Below are 16,923 nucleotides of genomic sequence, written 5' to 3'. Positions count from 1 at the left end.
GGTGCTCTGTGCCTCTAGCTGCTCGGATCTCTAGAGGGTCTTAGCCTCCACGAGGTCGTCATCGCCGATGACGGTGCTGCGCCGCTTGGTGACCCAGACGGACCCGACGATAATCGCGATGGCCACCACCGCGATGCCCCAGCGCGCCAGGTCATTGGCGGAGTCACCATAGGACAGCGCGACGATGGCCGGTGCGATGAGCAGCGCGACCAGGTTCATCACCTTGATCAGCGGGTTGAGGGCCGGGCCGGCCGTGTCCTTGAACGGGTCGCCGACCGTGTCACCGATGACCACTGCTGCATGCGCCTCGGAGCCCTTGCCGCCGTGGTGACCGTCCTCGACGATCTTCTTGGCGTTGTCCCAGGAACCACCAGAGTTGGCCAGGAAGACAGCCATCAGCACGCCGGTGCCAATCGCACCTGCGAGGTAGCCGGCCAGGGCTCCCACACCCAGGCCGAAACCGACGGCGATCGGGGCCAGGATCGCCAACACGCCAGGCGTCGCAAGCTCGCGCAGCGAGTCCCTGGTGCAGATGTCGACGACGCGGGCGTAGTCGGGCTTCTCCGAGTAGTTCATGATGCCGGGCTTCTCCCGGAACTGACGGCGCACTTCGTAGACGATGGCACCGGCCGCGCGGGTGACCGCGTCGATCAGCAGGCCGGAGAACATGAAGACCACGGAACCACCGAGGATGATGCCGACCAGCGCGCGCGGGTCGAAGACCAGCAGGGACTGGAAGATGTCGACACCGTCATCGGCGCTGCCGCCGGTGAGGTCGCCGATGGCCACCTGGATCGCGTCGTAGTAGGACCCGAAGAGCGCCGTGGCCGCGAGCACCGCCGTGGCGATCGCGATGCCCTTGGTGACCGCCTTGGTCGTGTTGCCCACTGCGTCCAGCTCGGTCAGGATCTGGGCGCCCTCGCCGTCCACGTCACCCGACATCTCAGCGATGCCCTGAGCGTTGTCCGAGACGGGACCGAAGGTGTCCATCGCCACGATCATCCCGACGGTGGTCAGCAGGCCGCAGCCAGCCATCGCCACCAGGAAGAGCGCGAAGATCAGCCCGCCACCGCCGAGGGTGAACAGGATGTAGACGGCGCCTGCGATGGTCGCCGCGGTGTAGACCGCAGACTCAAAACCGACCCCGATGCCGGAGAGGATCACGGTGGCCGGTCCGGTCAGTGAGGTCTTGGCGACGTTGTTGGTGGGCTTGGACTCGGTGCCGGTGAAGTAGCCGGTCAGCCAGAGGATGAACGCGGCCAGGATGATGCCGATGATGACGGCAGCGGCGACCCGGATGCTCGGGTCGAGGCCCAGCTCCGGCAGCTCGCTCGGCAGGAAGATGAGCGCGGCGACTGCCGAGACGCCCGCGGCGACCAGGGCCGAGATGTAGAAGCCCCGGTTGATCGTGACCAGAGCGCTCTCCCCGGCCCGGGCCTTGGTCAGATAGACACCAGCAATCGCGGTGAGCGCACCCAGGGCCGGGATGATGAGCGGGAAGATCAGCCCGTCCATGCCCAGTGCTGCCGAACCCAGGATGAGGGCCGCAACCAGCGTGACGGCATACGACTCAAAGAGGTCGGCTGCCATGCCGGCACAGTCACCGACGTTGTCGCCGACGTTGTCAGCGATGGTCGCAGCGTTGCGCGGGTCGTCCTCGGGGATGCCGGCCTCGACCTTGCCGACCAGGTCGGCGCCGACGTCGGCGGCCTTGGTGAAGATGCCGCCGCCGACTCGCATGAACATCGCCAGGAGCGCGGCGCCGAAACCGAAGCCTTCTAGCACCTTCGCGGCATCGCCCTGATAGAAGAGGACGACGAGCGCGGCGCCCAGCAGACCCAGGCCGACCGTGGCCATGCCGACGGTGCCGCCGGTGCGGAACGCGATCTGCATGCCCTTGTCGCGGTCCAGGTTGCGGGCGGCCTCGGCCACGCGCATGTTGGCTGCGGTGGCCAGGTTCATGCCCAGATAGCCGATGCCGGCCGAGAAGGCGGCGCCCAGGACGAAGAAGACGGACCGACCGATCCGCACCGCGGTGTCGTCGGCGGGCAGGGCGAAGAGCAGCAGGAAGGCGATCACCACAAAGATGGCGAGCGTCTTGAACTGGCGCTGCAGATAGGCCTGCGCGCCCTCCTGGACAGCCTGGCCGATCTCCTGCATCTTGGGGGTGCCCGGCGAGGTGGCCAGCACCTCGGCACGGAACTTGAAGCCCATCGCGAGGGCCGCCAGCGCGATGAGGGCGACGACGATGACGATGGAGATCTCACCGGAGCCGAGTTCGATGTCACCTGCATTCATGACAGCACCTCGGGACCGTGCGAAGGGTTCAGCATTTATCCTCCTGGGAGACGCCGGTCGTCATCGACCGGGCACGCCGTTTCAACTGGTGGTGGGTTCTGCGCCACTGTAACGGGGGTCACGGTACGCGACCCCTGTGACATCCCCCACACGCGGCTTCCCGTTGGGCGTCGCACACGGCATACGGTGGCGCTGATGTCTCGTCAGACCTTCGACCCGCGCGCAACCCTGGACCACTTGGCCCGGGGTACTCGCGGCGAGCGTCTGGTCCACGTCCGGCAACTGCCGCGGCGCGAGGCCGAACTCGTCCCGTGGCCCACCTGGGTCGATCCTGGCGTGTATGCCGCGTGGTCGGGGGCCGGGGTCACCCACCTGTGGTCGCACCAGCGGGAGATGGCTGACCTGGCGCGGACCGGTCGGCATACGGTCTGTGCGACGGGGACGGCCTCGGGCAAGTCGCTGGGCTTCCTGGTGCCGGTGCTGACGGCGCTCGCCGAGGGCTCGCACGCCCCCACGGGTCGCGGGGCGACCGCCCTCTATCTGGCTCCGACCAAGGCGCTGGCCGCTGACCAGATGGCTCGGCTCGAGGCGATGGCGGTGCCGGACGTGCGTGCTGCCGTCTATGACGGTGACACCCCGACCGACGAGCGGCGGTGGATCCGCGACCACGCGCACTATGTGCTGTCCAACCCCGACCTGCTGCACCACTCGTTGCTGCCCGGGCACCAGCACTGGGCGCCGTTCCTGCGAGTCCTGAAGTTTGTCGTGGTCGACGAGTGCCACGTCTATCGCGGCGTCTTCGGTGCGCACACCTCTGCGGTGCTGCGCCGGCTGCTGCGGGTGGCTGCCCGCTATGGCTCGCGACCGACCGTGCTCCTTGCCTCTGCGACGGTCGCGGAGCCGGCCCGGCTGGCGCGGGCCCTGATCGGTCAGGACGTCGTCGCGGTCACCCACGACGGCTCGCCGCGTGAGGCCACCACCTTTGCACTGTGGGAGCCGCCGATGACCAGTGCCGACACGCGTCGTAGCGCCGTCTCGGAGTCGGCCTCGCTGCTGGCCGACCTGGTGCTGCAGGACGTGCAGACGGTGGCGTTCGCCCGGTCGCGGGTCGGCGTCGAGGTGGTCGCGTCCTCGACCCGGCGCGACCTGTCGGAAGTCGACCCGACGCTGGTGTCCCGGGTGGCGGCCTATCGCGGCGGCTACCTGCCCGAGGAGCGTCGTGAGCTGGAGCGCGCTCTGCGGGAGCGGCAGCTGCTCGGCCTGGCGGCCACCAGTGCCCTTGAGCTGGGCATCGACATTGCCGGGCTGGATGCCGTGGTGATCGCCGGGTGGCCGGGGACCAGGGCGTCACTGTGGCAGCAGGCGGGGCGGGCCGGCAGGACCGGCACCGAGTCCCTGGCGCTGCTCGTGGCTGCCGACGACCCGCTGGACACGTATCTGGTGCACCACCCTGAGGCCATCTTCGAGGCTCCTGTCGAGGCGAGCGTCTTTGACCCGGAGAATCCGCACGTCCTCACGCCTCACCTGGCTGCAGCGGCGGCGGAACTGCCGCTGACGGAGGCGGACACGCAGTGGTTCGGCCCGACGGTGGCCCGCCTCGCGGACGCGTTGGTCGCCGGCGGCGTGCTGCGGCGGCGGCCCGCCGGCTGGTTCTGGGCCAGGTCCGACCGACCCAGCGACCACGTGGAACTGCGCGGCATCGGCCAGACGGTCCGGATCGTGGAGAGCCGCACCGGCCGCGTGCTGGGCACGGTCGATGAGGCGCGGGCGCACTCGGCCGTGCACACCGGTGCGGTCTATCTGCACCAGGGGCACCCGTATGTCGTCAGCGAGCTCGACCTGATCGACGCTTCCGCGCAGGTGGTCGCCGGCGATCCCGGGTGGAGCACCCAGGCGCGGTCGACCAGCGAGTTCCGGATCCTGCGGGCAGACCGCCAGCACCAGTGGGGGGCGGCCACCCTCAGCTTCGGAGCGGTCGAGGTGACCAGCCAGGTCACCTCGTTCCTGCGACGGCTGCCGACCGGCGAGGTGATCGGTGAGCACCCGCTCGACCTCCCGGTGCGCACCCTGTCGACGATGGCCGTGTGGTGGACCCTGCCCGAGGACGAGCTGGCCCTGGCTGGGGTCGGCGAGCCCGAGATCCCGGGCGCTCTGCACGCTGCCGAGCACGCGTCAATCGGACTGTTGCCGCTGGTGGCGACGTGTGACCGGTGGGACATCGGCGGCGTCTCCACCGCGCTGCACGCCGACACCGGTCTGCCGACCGTCCTGGTCTATGACGGGCATCCCGGTGGAGCCGGGTTCGCCGAGCAGGGTTTCCGCCAGGCCCGACGATGGCTCGCGGCGACCGTGGAGACCGTCCAGGCCTGTGAGTGCGCTGTGGGTTGTCCATCCTGTGTGCAGTCGCCAAAGTGTGGCAACGGCAACTCGCCACTCAGCAAGGTCGGTGCGGTCCGGGCGCTGCAGCACCTGCTTGCGGAGCAGGGGCGCCCTCGATAGGCGGATAGCGACGCCTGCCATTAATGTCGTGGCGAACTGGAAGACTCCATCGACACGTGAGGTGCGTGCCCATGCTCATCCTCGGACTTCTGCTGATTGTCGTTGCCGCCGTCGTGTTCGGCTATATGTTCTTTGGCACCAGCGACCTCGAGCCGCTGGACATCGACCTCGGCGTCTTCACGGTCCAGCTGACCCCGCTGCACCTGTATCTGCTGGGCGCCGCCACGCTGGTCGTGCTGGCACTCGGCCTCGTGGCTCTCGCTGCTGGTTTGCGCGCCTCGCGTCGTCGCCGTCACGAGGTCAAGGAGCTGCGCAAGGCGGTGCGTGACGGTGGCACGGACGGACGCCACTCCGGCGACAGGGAGGCCATGCCTGCACCGGTTGACGAGACCCGCGCGGACCACTCGCGCACTGACCAGTCGCGCACTGACCAGTCGATGGCCAACGACCCGGCGCCCTATGAGCGCGAGGTCCACCACGACGGTGCGGGCCATCAGCGACAGGTCCCGAGCGACTCCCAGGCGGCTCCGACGCACGACCCCGAGATCGCGCTCCCGAGCGACCACCAGCGGAGCCACCCGGACGGGCCGACGTCGGGCGGTGACGGCACCCGGCGCTGACCCTCAGCCACCGGCTTTGGTCACGAGCCCGGCGTGCGCCACGGCGTGAGCCTCGGCCCCGCTCAGGGCCGGCACTGCGACGACCACCGCGACGCGCAGCGCTGGTCCTGAGCTGGCGACCTGACGGGCGTCGCAGCTGAGCACGCGTGCACCGTTCGCTGCGGCTAGGTCCACCGCAGCAGCGCATGCGGCGTCCATGGAGCCGCCCTCCAGGAGCACTCCGGCTCCAGCCAGTGCCGCCGCGTCCGCCGCAGCGCGGGCGCGCAGACTCCCCTGGGCAGCCGCACCGACCAGCAGGAAAGCCACCAGCACGGAGACCAGCAGGAGGACCGCGCCCACCGCCAGCACCGTCGCCGAGCCACGGTCTCGTGGTGCACGGCCTCGTGGTGCCAGCGCCCTCCGGGCCTCGGCCGCGCCCCTCACGGTGACCCCATCCTGGCGGCTGGCTCGAGAAGTGCCTCCACGGTGGCACTGGCCCGAGGTAGCGCCGAGAGATAGCGGGTGCGCGGGGCTGCCGTCACGGTGACAGTGACCCGGTCACCGTCCCGCTGGACCGAGACCTCCGCCCCCGCGGGGGCAACCGTCCTGGCCAGGTCGGTCACGACCTCGACCGGCTCCCCTCGAGCCGCTGCCCGCACCGAGATCCGCGCAGCATCCACGCACCGGATCTGGTCCAGCGCGAGTCCCAGTCCGCTCAGACACAGGACGAGCACTGCCACGAGTGTCGGGATGGCGATCGCCAGCTCAGCCGTCACCATCCCGGCGTCATCATCCTCCATCGTCCGGCCCCTCCCGTCGCGAGTGACGCCGCCCTCCGCGACGCACCCTGGTCCCCCCACCATCCGCGCACCAGTCCTTGGCCTCCAGCCTGCGGACGATCTTGTGGACCGCGCTGCGCTGTCCCTTCACCCTGTGGATGGGTCGACACGACCAGCGGCTGCACACGCGGTCGCTGCAGGCGGCAGATCGTGGGCTACCTGAACGTCATCGGAATGGGATGCGGTCCCTGCAGGCGGGACGCGCTCGCTGCAGGCAGGACGCGCTCGCTGCAGACGGGACACCTCAGCCCCGACGCCAGGGGCCTTATCGCGGCGCGGCCATGGCGCAGACCCAGCCGTCCGGCATGGTCCCGCGCTGGATGAAGGCGTGCAACTCTTCCTTGACCTCGCCGCTGAGCCTGGCGTCACCCTCGGGATAGATGATCGGCTCCTCCTTGGCGTTGTGGGCCTCCAGGAGCGACAGGAGCTCACGGCAGCGCTCCGTGGCGCCCCGGCCGTCCTGGTCGGCCACTTCCTGCTCGAGGGCGTCCATGGTGCGCCAGATCTCGCCGTGCTCGCGCAGCATCACCAGCACCGGCGCCAGCAGTCCCGACGACCGCAGCGGTGGGAAGAGGAACTCCTCCTCCAGATAGATGTGACGTCGCAGGGCGCTGGTCGCCCGAGTGAGATCTGCGGTGACGTTCTGACCCGCTTCGATGCCGACCACGAACGCCTCCAGCCCAGCATCGATCTCGTGGTGCTCGCGCTCCAGCGCGTCGGTCAGGGTGGCCTCGTCCATGGCATGCCTTCTTTCCAACGACAACTATCGTGAATATCCCTGATCCTACGCATGGGCACCTGTCGTCAGGAGGGGATCTGGGCCGGATCGACCGCCTGCTCACGGGTAGGCAGCCCCAGACGCGCAGACGGACACCACCCAGACCGAGTGACGGGGGCCCGTTCAGGTCCCGCCGACTCGGTCGGGGTGGTGCGCACCGGCTGCCTACAGGGAGACCGACAACGCCGCCTTGATGACCTTGACCACCAGGGACTCGATGCCGCCAGACTGGACGATGGCCAGCAACACCGCGGCGAACGCGCACGCGGCAATCGTCCCCACGGCATACTCCGCCGTGGTCATGCCTGCCTCCGGCAGCCGGCGCCACCTGCGAACCGCTGACCTGAACCGCTGGATCCTCATGACGAACTCCTTCCTCCCCCGGAGCCCCTCTCCGGCGGGCACGGACCTGACGATCCGTCTGGTTCGACACTGCGCGACAGCGAGCTCCAGGACGAGGGGGTCACGCCAGACTGTGGACCGCGGCCCAACTGCGACGGGCTCGGTGGACCGAGCGCCCCCCCGCGGGCTGGTCGCCACGTCACGGGCGGGCTTCGTGGGTGAGAACCCCGTCGGCACGTCAGTAGGGTGAGGCGCATGTCCCTGAGCGCCTCGCTGCCTGACCTCGTCGCCGCGCTGCCGACGGGCATGGTCGTCACCGATGCTGACATCCTGGCCGGCTATCGTCAGGACCGCGCCCAGGACCCCGCCGCCGGCACCCCGGCTGCCCTGGTCCGGCCGACCACGACGGCTGAGGTGCAGACGACCCTGCGCTGGTGCGCGGCCCACGCCGTGCCGCTGGTCACCCGGGGCGCCGGGACCAGCCTGTCCGGCGGCTCCACGGCTGTCGACGGCGCGCTGGTGCTCTCTACCGAGCGGATGCGTGGGCTCAGCATCGACTCGGCGACCCGCACGGCCACCGTGCAGCCGGGTCTGCTGAACGCCGAAGTCAAGGCGGCCGCTGCCGAGCACGGCCTGTGGTATCCGCCAGATCCGTCGTCGTTTGAGATCTGCTCGATCGGCGGCAACGTCGCGACCAATGCCGGTGGCCTGTGCTGCGTGAAGTATGGCGTCACAGCCGACTACGTCCTCGGCCTCGAGGTGGTGCTCGCCGACGGACGGGCGGTCCGGCTCGGTGGCAAGCAGATCAAGGACTCGGCCGGTCTGTCCCTGACCCGGCTGTTCGTCGGCAGCGAGGGTGTGCTGGGCGTCGTGACCGAGGTGACCCTGCGACTGCTCCCCCCTCAACCGTCCGCCTGCACCGTGGTCGGCATCTTCCCTAGCGTCTCTGCGGCCAGCGCCGCCGTCCTGGCGGTCACCGAACAGATCCGTCCGGCCATGCTGGAGTTCATGGACGCGGTCTCCCTCAACGCGGTCGAGGACCTGTTGCACATGGGACTGCCCCGCGACGCGGCGGCGCTGCTGATCGGCCAGTCCGATGCGTCGGGCGCAGCGGGGCAGGCAGAGGTGGCGCTGATGCAGCAGGTCTTCGAGTCCCACGGAGCCACCGAGGTCTTCGCCACCGACGACCCTGCTGAGGGAGAGGCCTTCGCCGCCGCACGAAGGGCGGCCATTCCAGCCGTAGAAAAACTCGGGTCGCTGCTCCTGGAGGACGTCGGCGTCCCGCTGCCAGCCCTGCCGGCGCTGATCGAGGGCGTCGCCGCCATCTCGGACACCCAGCGCGTGACGATCGCTGTGGTGGCCCATGCCGGCGACGGGAACACCCACCCACTCATCGTCTTCGATCCCGCCGACGCCGATCAGACTCAACGGGCCCAGTTGGCCTTCGGGCAGGTCATGGACCTGGCGATCGCGCTGGACGGCACCATCACGGGCGAGCACGGCGTCGGCCGCCTCAAGAAGGGCTGGCTCCCCGACCAGGTCGGGGCCGACGTGATGCAGATGACCGCTGCGATCAAGGCAGCCCTCGACCCGGATGGCCTCCTCAACCCCGGCGTGATCCTCTAGAGCCCAGGTCCTTCCCAGGCGGTCGGGACCGCACCACCACTAGCGCGCCAGGATCGGCCCTCCCGCGAGGAGTGCTCCTGCCAGGGCCAGCACCACCGGGACGACTGTCGTCAGAAGGAAGCCGGGCAGGAAGGCCAGACCGAGCGGCAGGACCAGCCGCACGCCGAGCCGGGCCGTCGCGGTGTCGACCTGCCCGAGCCGTTCTCGCCTGAGGTCGTCGGCAGCACGGCGCAGCAGGCCCGCCGGCGGCACCCCGGCGCGGGCTGCGAGGCGCAGTGCGCGACCGGCGGGCTCCCACCGCGGCGGCGCGGATCCCCACGCGGCCTCGTCCGGCAGACCCCACTCCAGCGCGGCAGCCACCGTGCGCAGCTCCATGCCACCTTGCCCAGGCAGCCGGTCGCCCGCCGCGCGAAGGGCGCCGACGGTGCTCGTCCCGGCATCGAGAGCAAGCGCCACCAGGTCCAGGACGTCCGGGAGGGTCAGCTCGACGGGATGCTCACGGCGACGGGACCACAGCGTGCGCAAGGCGCGTCGGGCGCTCTGCTGCCCACGCGCTGCTGCCACGAAACCGCGTGAGCGACCCCGGCCCGGCCAGACCAGGACCGCGAGCCCGACGAGGACGGCGGCAGCGAGGGAGGAGGGGGCAGCAAGTGTCACGGCGCCGCCGTGACCCAGTGGATCATCCGGGTGACCACGACCCGCCCGACGGCGATCAGCAGCCCTCCGGCAGCAAGGCTCACCAGGGCGGGGACCGAGCCATAGAGCTCGGCAGGCCCGATCCCCATGAGCAGCGCGATGCCCACCCCAGCCACCGGCAGCAGCGTCAAGATGTTGGCCGTGGTCCGGGCCCCGGCGGTGGCCGCGTCGAGACGTCCGCGCAGCGCCCGCTCGTCGCGCAGTCCGCGGGCGGCGCTCTCCACCGCATCGGCCAAAGGCGCCCCGAGCTGTTCGCTGATCGCCCAGGACCGAGCCACGAGCTCGAGCTCTCCGCCCGTGGCGGACCGGGCGGCCCGCAGCCACGCGACGGCACCAGGTCGCCCATCCTGGACTGCCTCCAGCACCGGAAGCAGGACGGTGCGCACTGTCGGTGGGCTGGTCGTCACTGACATCGCGAGCGCCTCACCCGCTGGCAGCCCGGCACGCAGAGAGGCGGAGAGCTCATCAAGCACGCTCAGCCACTGGCCGGTGTCTCCTGCACTACGGGATCCGAGCAGGCCCAGGCGCCGGCCGAACCGCCTCGCCCGTTCTCCCAGGCGGGGAGTGTGCTTGTCACCAAGGAAGGCAGGCCCACGAAGTCGCGACCGGACCGCCCGTGCGCTCGGGCGCGCCGGCCACACCACCACGGCCAGCGCCAGGAGCAACGCGCCGAGCGTCGTCATGGATCGACCTCGAGCTCAAGGAGGGTGGACAGATCGGTCCAGCCGGGGAGGCGGACACCAGCCACGAGCGCGGGGACGACCTCGGCCAACCGGCCTGCTGGTGCGCGCCTGATGACACCGATCTCGCGGACGGCCCGGCGCCCCTCGTGCCGGGCCAGGTGGATCACGACGCTGATCGCGCTCGCCAACTGCGCGTGCACGGCCTCGGCGGGCAGGCCGGCCAGGGCTCCCAGGGCCTCAAAACGGCTCGGCACATCAGCGATCGCGTTGGCGTGCAATGTGCTTGCGCCGCCCTCATGCCCGGTGTTGAGAGCGCTCATCATCTCCCTGACTTCTGCTCCCCGGACTTCTCCCACCACCAACCGGTCGGGGCGCATCCGCAGCGACTGACGGACCAGGGTCGTGAGGGTCACCTCGCCGCGGCCCTCCACGTTGGCCGTGCGACCCTGCAACCGGACCACGTGGGGGTGCTCCACCGACAGCTCGCGCACGTCCTCGACCAGGACTATGCGCTCGGTGGGGGTCACCGCCTGGAGCATGGCGCCGAGCAGGGTGGTCTTGCCCGACCCGGTGCCTCCGGTGATCACGAACGACACGCGTCGCTGGACGACACGACGCAGCACCGCGGCGAGATCATCGTCAAACATGCCGAGGCCCTGGAGCGCGGTCAGGTCCGGGCTGACCCGCCGCGGGATCCGCAGGCTCAGATGGGCGCCGTCAGCCACGAGTGGAGGGAGGATGCCGTGCAGCCGCACTCCCCCTGGCAACAGTCCGTCCACCCACGGGCAAGCATCGTCAAGCCGGGCCCCGGCCACCGCCGCAAGGCGCACTGCCAGCCGCCTGACGCTGGCGGCGTCGCTGAAACGGACCGTCTCCTGCTGCAGCCCCTCACCGCGATCCACCCACACTCCGTCCACACCGTTGACCAGGACGTCGGTGACGGAGGGGTCGGCCAGCAGCGGCTCGAGCGGACCTGCGCCCAGCACCTCGCCGCGCAGCTCTCGGCGCAGCGAGTCCACGCCTGCGCTGCCCAGGCGGACAGCATCCTGCTCGGCGATGCTTGTGACGGCGTCCTCTGACGGCGGTCGGCCGCCTCGGATGTGTTGCCACACCAGGTCGTTGGCCGCTGTTGAGCGCGGCTGGTCCACAGCACTCATGCGGCTCGCAGGCCCGGCAGGACCGCCACGAGCACCTCGTCAGCTGCATCGGACAACGGCCCCGGCTGCGCACCGACCGGGTCGCCGCGCTCCAGGCACCGATGGACCGTGCTGTCGTCACCGAGCCTCGACAGCACCGCAGCCCCGACCGCGGTCTGCAGCTCGGCGTCCTCAAGCACCGACGGTGAGCGCAGGACGACCCCGGTGAGCTGATGCGCCTCTGCGGCGATCGCCGTTGCCGAACCGATACCCACGACGGAGGCCTCGACGACGAGGACAAGCTCGTCGCACGACCCCCACCACTGCTGATGAGCCAGGCCGGGAGCCGGACCCGGAAGGTCCAGCACGACCAGCCCCGCCGCACGGCGCAGCGCGGACAGCACCGGTTCTGGGTCGGACGAGGCGGAGTCCGGGGGATCTGCTCCCCACGACAGGCACCGCACCCGCTCCGGGCCCACCGGCAGGGCGTCGACCAAGCGCCCGGGGTCGACGTCACCGAGCACCCCGCCCAGGTCGGCCCAGCGCAGGCCCGGCTCCACGTCCAGTCCTGCCATGATGTCGAGACCGCCGCCCCACGGGTTGCCATCCACCAGGACCACGTCCAGACCGGCCGCCGCAGCACGCACCGCGCATGCTGTGGCCAGAGCGCTCGCTCCCACGCCCCCGCAACCGCCCAGGACGCCCAGCACCAGACCGCCCTCAGCCTGATCCGCAGGTCGTGTCCCGCTCCGGTGTCCCCTCTGCCTTCTCCCCATCAGTCCACCCTGGCAACCAGGCCAGGGCAGCGACAGCACCTGAGCTCGGGCTGTGGACTGGGTGGCGGTGTCGCGGTGGGCTGTGGAAAGCGCCGAGATATCCGACAGATGGGGCGAGTCCCCGCAATGCGCTTGCCAGAATTCATCGGCAACGCGCTTGCCGGGAAAGGGGACGGCCCCCGCGGGGGGAGCGGGGGCCGTCGACGTCGCAGGTCAGGGGGGGATGACCCAGCGACGCCCGCGCTGCAACCCTTGCGGGGAGCGCTGTACTGACAAGTATGCACTACGCGCCGCCGCAGGAGCAACCTGCCAGCGTATGGAACAGGGGCGCTACAGCGGCCCCTGGCCCACGGCACAGGATTCCTTCCGCCTCACCACTGACTTACCTTCGCTAAACCGGCCCTTTACCAAAGCCATAACGTTTGATTCGCCGATTCGCCGCGCGGCGAGGGCCCGAGATGGGACGACGCCCCATGGGGGCGTCGTCCGCAGCGGTGGCCATCCGGTGAACAGTGCGTGCATCGTGTTGTCGGGACCGGCAAGCCGGGCCTCGAACGGTCCATCAGTGGACTGCCCGCGCGTGGGTGCCCGGATAGTCACCGCCGGCAGCGACCCAAGGCCTCTGCTAGGTCTATTGTGCCCGCCGATCAGGTGGTTTGGGAAGACCCTGGCGCCAGCCGACCCGCGAGGACGGCGTCCGCGATGACCGTGCCGGCTCCGGCGCCGGTCACGGCGGCTTCGGCGCAGTGCAGCAGCCACAGCCTGACTCCCTCAAGGCCACCTTCGGAGTATGCCGTGAGGGCACCTCGGTAGTCCGCGCCCACCTTCTGGCTGTGGCCCAGCTCGGGGACGGCGACACCCGTCGGGTCCAGGCCGCCCACCCGGTGCACGACCCGCTCGAGTGCCCGAGCCACCAGGCCGTTGCCCGTCACGAACGGGCGCACGGTGACCAGTTCCGCGTGCGCCAGCGCCGCGACCGCAAGGGCAGACGTGCCTGCCTGCACCGACCGGAGCAGGTCATACAGCGCGTCGAGCCGTTCCGGCAGCTCCTCCGCAGCAGGGGCTGGCCCCAGGTCGGCGAACTCTGGGCACGCCTCACCGCGGCCCCGTGGCCTGCCCACCTGGGCCGGTGGCAGCAGGTCCGCCGAGGCAGCGACGTGCAGCCGGGCCAGCAGCTGGGCCGGGCTCGCCAGCGACGACGGCCCGGCCGACTCGGTCGCCGCGGTCACCTGGACGGCGGCCTTCAACACTCGCTCCACCGGGTCCGGCTCCTTGGGCCACGACGCCGCGCCGCGGACGAGGTCGCGCACCAGCACCACCGTGCCCTGGGAGCCCGCCGGCTCGGAGCCCTCAAGCAGCGCGGTGGCGGCCGACCCGCGCACCCGCGACTCCGCAGCTGCCTCCGGGATCCGCCGGCGCAGCGCCTGGTGCCAGCGCAGCTGGGTGCAGGCCTCGCGAGCCTCCTCCACCGCCTCTGTGACGCCGGGCAGCCCCAGCAGTGACTGCACCTGACCAGCGACACCCGTGCTCTGACTCACGCACTCAGCGTAGGTGCACCAACCGACGCCCCCGCACCGGCGTCATACAGGCAGACAACGGGCACGGACCAGCACGCAAGGGGCCCACGACCCGACACCCACAAGGAGGATCGTCATGCACACCACACGACACGCAGCACGGCGCACCGGCGCAGCCCTGGCCGCAGTCCTGGCCCTCGGGCTGGGCGCCCCGGCCCTCGCTTCTGGTCCGAGCGTCAGCCACACCCAGCTCGCCGGCGTCGGCGTCAGCGTCGGGCTCCAGAGCGCTCCCTACTGCGGGATCTACTGGGGCTCGCTGCCCCGGACCAACGGCACCGCCGGCACCTCCGGCACCGTGGACAACGTCCGTGCCGGTCGGCACGCCTGCTTCGACCGCATGGTGATCGATGTGGACGAGGTGCCCGCGTCGCTGACCTACGACGTCCGCTACGTCGATGTGCTCCGGGCGCCCGGCTCCGGTGCGAAGATCGCGCTCGACGGGGGTGCCGCCCTGCAGATCGTGCTGCGGGCGCCGGCCTATGACGACGCGGGCAACGCGACCTACACGCCGTCGAACTCCAAGCGCCTGGTGGGTGTCAGCGGCTGGAGCACGTTCCGCCAGGTGGCCATGGCCGGCAGCTTCGAGGGCCAGACGACCTTCGGGCTGGGGGTGCGGGCCCGCCTGCCCTACCGAGTCCTTGTGCTGGACGGTCCCGGTGACGGAGCCCGGCTCGTGGTCGACGTCGGCCACAGGTGGTGAACCAGATCGGCGGATAGCGATCACGAGACCGCCCTGCCCACCCGACGCGGCGACCGTTGGCCCCTAGATGGCTACCGGTCGCCGCCGTGCGTGGCGGACCCTGTTGCCTGTCAGGCGGGGAGCGTGTTGGCTGTCAGGACAAAGCACCACACTGCGAAGGAGAGACCCGTGGCCGAAGAGACACTGTCCAACTTGCTGCAGGAGGACCGGACGTTCCCACCCGCCGACGAGTTCGCTGCTGCGGCCAACGGCACCCAGGAGCTCTACGACCAGGCCGCCGACAGCGATGCCTTCTGGGCCGACCAGGCGCGCAAGTACCTGACCTGGGACACGGACTTCGGTGAGGTGCTCGACTGGTCTGAGGCGCCGGTGGCCAAGTGGTTCATCGGCGGCAGACTCAACGCCGCGGTCAACTGCGTGGACCGGCACGTCGAGGCCGGCAACGGCGACCGGGTCGCGCTGCACTTCATCGGCGAGCCCGGAGACACCCGTGACATCACGTATGCCGAGCTGCACGACCAGGTGCAGCGCGCGGCCAACGTGCTGGTCGAGCTGGGTGTCCAGACGGGCGACCGGGTGGCGATCTATCTGCCAATGATCCCGGAGGCCGTGGTCGCGATGCTCGCGTGTGCCCGGCTGGGGGCCCCGCACTCGGTCGTCTTCGGCGGCTTCTCGGCCGACGCGCTGCGCAGTCGCATCGCCGACGGGGAGGCCAAGGTCGTGGTGACCGCCGACGGCGGCTACCGCCGCGGCAAGCCGTCCGCACTCAAGCCCGCTGTCGACGACGCGATCTCCGGTGAGACCACCATCGAGCACGTTCTGGTCATCCGCCGGACCGGGTCGGAGGTCGACTGGACCGAGGGGCGCGACCACTGGTGGCACGAAGCGCTGGAGGCGGCCGAGCCCACGCATGAGGCCGAGTCCTTCGACTCCGAGCACCCGCTGTTCATCCTCTACACCTCGGGCACCACCGGGAAGCCCAAGGGCATCCTGCACACCACCGGTGGCTACCTGACCCAGTGCGCCTATACCTCGCACGTGGTCCATGACGTGCACCCGGAGACCGACGTCTACTGGTGCACGGCCGACATCGGCTGGGTCACCGGGCACAGCTACATCGTCTATGGGCCGATGGCCCTGGGCGCCACCCAGGTGATGTATGAGGGCACGCCCGACACCCCCCACAAGGGTCGTTGGTGGGAGATCATCGCGGACAAGAAGGTCAGCGTCTTCTACACCGCCCCCACCGCCATCCGCGCCTGCATGAAGTGGGGCGAGGAGTTCCCCAACGCCCACGACCTGTCCTCGTTGCGCCTGCTCGGCTCGGTCGGCGAACCGATCAACCCTGAGGCGTGGATGTGGTACCGCCGCGTCATCGGTGGCGACCGCACCCCGATCGTGGACACCTGGTGGCAGACCGAGACCGGCGCCATCATGGCCAGCCCGCTGCCCGGTGTGACCGCGGCGCGCCCGGGCTCGACCCAGCTGGCGATCCCTGGCGTCGAACTCGACGTGGTGGACGAGACGGGCAAGTCGGTGCCCGACGGCTCCGGTGGCTACCTCGTCATCCGCAAGCCGTGGCCGGCCATGTTGCGCGGCATCTGGGGCGACCTGGAGCGCTACAAGGAGACCTACTGGGCCCGCTTCCCGGGGCTCTACTTCGCCGGTGACGGAGCCAAGAAGGACACCGACGGCAACCTGTGGGTGCTGGGCCGGGTCGACGACGTCATGAACGTCTCGGGGCACCGGCTCTCCACCACCGAGATCGAGTCGGCGCTGGTGAGCCACCCGAAGGTCGCCGAAGCCGCCGTCGTCGGCGCGACCGACGCGATGACCGGTCAGGCCGTGGTCGCCTTCGTCATCCTCCGCTCAGAGGCCGTCTCGGAGGCCGACGAGAAAGGCGAGGGTGCCGAGCTGGTGGCCGAGCTGCGCAACCACGTGGCCAAGGAGATCGGGCCGATCGCCAAGCCGCGCCAGATCCTCGTGGTCGCTGAGCTGCCCAAGACCAGGTCGGGCAAGATCATGCGCCGACTGCTGCGTGATGTCGCAGAAAAGCGCGAGGTCGGCGACGTGACCACACTGGCCGACAGCTCGGTCATGGACCTGATCAAGACCGGCCTGGACCCTGCCGGCACGGGCGGTTCTGAGGGCTGATGCGCTGAACCCCGGAAACCTTTGCCAAGAACTTACCGTTCTGGGGGCCGCTAAAGAGACTTCCCCCGGCAGACTGGAGCCATCGACACGCGGCCGCAGTCCACTTCCCTCGGAGCGCGGCGCACCGGCTGTCACGGGACCGGAGTCGAATGGGTGCCCACCCGACACGAACAGGGGGTGTCGGGTGGGCACCCCCATGTCCGGCACCGCCTGGGCTGGT

15 protein-coding genes are annotated in these 16,923 nt (G+C 70.4%); 5 read left to right on the top strand and 10 right to left on the bottom strand.

All coding sequences use genetic code 11. The features are described 5' to 3' along the window. Positions 1-30 precede the first annotated feature (30 nt). Positions 31-2,298: a sodium-translocating pyrophosphatase gene (locus NF557_RS01810; protein ID WP_252621398.1), complete on the bottom strand. Its 2,268-nt coding sequence runs from the start codon at positions 2,296-2,298 to the stop codon at positions 31-33. A 195-nt stretch (positions 2,299-2,493) separates the two neighbouring features. On the opposite strand from NF557_RS01810, the gene NF557_RS01805 reads away from it, so the two are divergent. Together NF557_RS01805 and NF557_RS01800 are read left to right on the top strand one after the other, a co-directional pair. Beyond that, positions 2,494-4,797, top strand: a complete 2,304-nt coding sequence (locus NF557_RS01805) for a DEAD/DEAH box helicase (protein ID WP_252621397.1) — start codon at positions 2,494-2,496, stop codon at positions 4,795-4,797. A 65-nt stretch (positions 4,798-4,862) separates the two neighbouring features. Continuing rightward, positions 4,863-5,417, top strand: coding sequence for a hypothetical protein (locus NF557_RS01800; protein ID WP_252621396.1), 555 nt, complete (start codon positions 4,863-4,865; stop codon positions 5,415-5,417). Between the two features lie 3 nt (positions 5,418-5,420). Here the strand turns inward: NF557_RS01800 and NF557_RS01795 are convergent, their stop codons facing one another. From NF557_RS01795 to NF557_RS01780, 4 genes are all read right to left on the bottom strand, one after another. Further along, positions 5,421-5,840, bottom strand: coding sequence for an Rv3654c family TadE-like protein (locus NF557_RS01795; protein WP_252621395.1), 420 nt, complete (start codon positions 5,838-5,840; stop codon positions 5,421-5,423). Beyond that, positions 5,837-6,196, bottom strand: a complete 360-nt coding sequence (locus NF557_RS01790; protein WP_252621394.1) for a TadE family type IV pilus minor pilin — start codon at positions 6,194-6,196, stop codon at positions 5,837-5,839. The genes NF557_RS01795 and NF557_RS01790 overlap by 4 nt, the downstream gene beginning before the upstream one ends. Positions 6,197-6,500: 304 nt before the next feature. Continuing rightward, a complete protein-coding gene (locus NF557_RS01785; protein WP_252621393.1) occupies positions 6,501-6,974 on the bottom strand; it encodes a hemerythrin domain-containing protein in 474 nt (157 codons plus the stop codon). A gap of 204 nt (positions 6,975-7,178) precedes the next feature. Further along, entirely contained in the window at positions 7,179-7,376 is a 198-nt protein-coding gene (locus NF557_RS01780) for a DUF4244 domain-containing protein (protein WP_252621392.1), read from the bottom strand. A 234-nt stretch (positions 7,377-7,610) separates the two neighbouring features. On the opposite strand from NF557_RS01780, the gene NF557_RS01775 reads away from it, so the two are divergent. Further along, positions 7,611-8,981 (top strand): FAD-binding oxidoreductase, encoded by a 1,371-nt coding sequence (locus NF557_RS01775; RefSeq protein WP_252621391.1) that lies wholly within the window; start codon positions 7,611-7,613, stop codon positions 8,979-8,981. 39 nt (positions 8,982-9,020) lie between these two features. Here NF557_RS01775 and NF557_RS01770 read toward each other — a convergent pair whose 3' ends face one another. The 5 genes from NF557_RS01770 to NF557_RS01750 form a co-directional block, all read right to left on the bottom strand. Beyond that, the gene (locus NF557_RS01770) at positions 9,021-9,638 is read right to left on the bottom strand and encodes a type II secretion system F family protein (protein ID WP_252621390.1); all 618 of its coding nucleotides are present in this window, start codon (positions 9,636-9,638) and stop codon (positions 9,021-9,023) included. After that, entirely contained in the window at positions 9,635-10,360 is a 726-nt protein-coding gene (locus NF557_RS01765; RefSeq protein ID WP_252621389.1) for a type II secretion system F family protein, read from the bottom strand. The genes NF557_RS01770 and NF557_RS01765 overlap by 4 nt, the downstream gene beginning before the upstream one ends. Continuing rightward, a complete protein-coding gene (locus NF557_RS01760; RefSeq protein WP_252621388.1) occupies positions 10,357-11,517 on the bottom strand; it encodes a TadA family conjugal transfer-associated ATPase in 1,161 nt (386 codons plus the stop codon). Before NF557_RS01760 ends, NF557_RS01765 begins: the two co-directional genes overlap by 4 nt. Beyond that, complete coding sequence (locus NF557_RS01755) at positions 11,514-12,143, bottom strand: CpaE-like family protein (RefSeq protein ID WP_252621387.1); 630 nt, start codon at positions 12,141-12,143, stop codon at positions 11,514-11,516. Before NF557_RS01755 ends, NF557_RS01760 begins: the two co-directional genes overlap by 4 nt. 776 nt (positions 12,144-12,919) lie before the next feature. Further along, on the bottom strand, positions 12,920-13,810 hold the full coding sequence (locus tag NF557_RS01750) for a Fic family protein (RefSeq protein ID WP_252621386.1): 891 nt from the start codon (positions 13,808-13,810) through the stop codon (positions 12,920-12,922). A 115-nt stretch (positions 13,811-13,925) separates the two neighbouring features. On the opposite strand from NF557_RS01750, the gene NF557_RS01745 reads away from it, so the two are divergent. After that, positions 13,926-14,549, top strand: coding sequence for an AMIN-like domain-containing (lipo)protein (locus tag NF557_RS01745; RefSeq protein ID WP_252621385.1), 624 nt, complete (start codon positions 13,926-13,928; stop codon positions 14,547-14,549). A gap of 168 nt (positions 14,550-14,717) precedes the next feature. Then, positions 14,718-16,703, top strand: coding sequence for an acetate--CoA ligase (gene acs / locus NF557_RS01740; RefSeq protein WP_252621384.1), 1,986 nt, complete (start codon positions 14,718-14,720; stop codon positions 16,701-16,703). The last annotated feature ends 220 nt before the right edge of the window (positions 16,704-16,923 follow it).

Origin of the sequence: Ornithinimicrobium cryptoxanthini, from assembly GCF_023923205.1 — a bacterium.
GTDB classification, from domain to species: Bacteria; Actinomycetota; Actinomycetes; order Actinomycetales; family Dermatophilaceae; genus Ornithinicoccus; species Ornithinicoccus cryptoxanthini.
Note: the sequence above shows the minus strand (reverse complement) of the source record. Positions and strands in the feature narration are given on the sequence as shown.

What these genes read in the sequence shown, in the direction of transcription:
- NF557_RS01810 (WP_252621398.1), bottom strand. Translation starts at nt 2,298, where the DNA reads ATGAATGCAGGTGACATCGAACTCGGCTCCGGTGAGATCTCCATCGTC.
- NF557_RS01805 (WP_252621397.1), top strand. Translation starts at nt 2,494, where the DNA reads ATGTCTCGTCAGACCTTCGACCCGCGCGCAACCCTGGACCACTTGGCC.
- NF557_RS01790 (WP_252621394.1), bottom strand. Translation starts at nt 6,196, where the DNA reads ATGGAGGATGATGACGCCGGGATGGTGACGGCTGAGCTGGCGATCGCC.
- NF557_RS01785 (WP_252621393.1), bottom strand. Translation starts at nt 6,974, where the DNA reads ATGGACGAGGCCACCCTGACCGACGCGCTGGAGCGCGAGCACCACGAG.
- NF557_RS01780 (WP_252621392.1), bottom strand. Translation starts at nt 7,376, where the DNA reads ATGAGGATCCAGCGGTTCAGGTCAGCGGTTCGCAGGTGGCGCCGGCTG.
- NF557_RS01775 (WP_252621391.1), top strand. Translation starts at nt 7,611, where the DNA reads ATGTCCCTGAGCGCCTCGCTGCCTGACCTCGTCGCCGCGCTGCCGACG.
- NF557_RS01765 (WP_252621389.1), bottom strand. Translation starts at nt 10,360, where the DNA reads ATGACGACGCTCGGCGCGTTGCTCCTGGCGCTGGCCGTGGTGGTGTGG.
- NF557_RS01760 (WP_252621388.1), bottom strand. Translation starts at nt 11,517, where the DNA reads ATGAGTGCTGTGGACCAGCCGCGCTCAACAGCGGCCAACGACCTGGTG.
- NF557_RS01745 (WP_252621385.1), top strand. Translation starts at nt 13,926, where the DNA reads ATGCACACCACACGACACGCAGCACGGCGCACCGGCGCAGCCCTGGCC.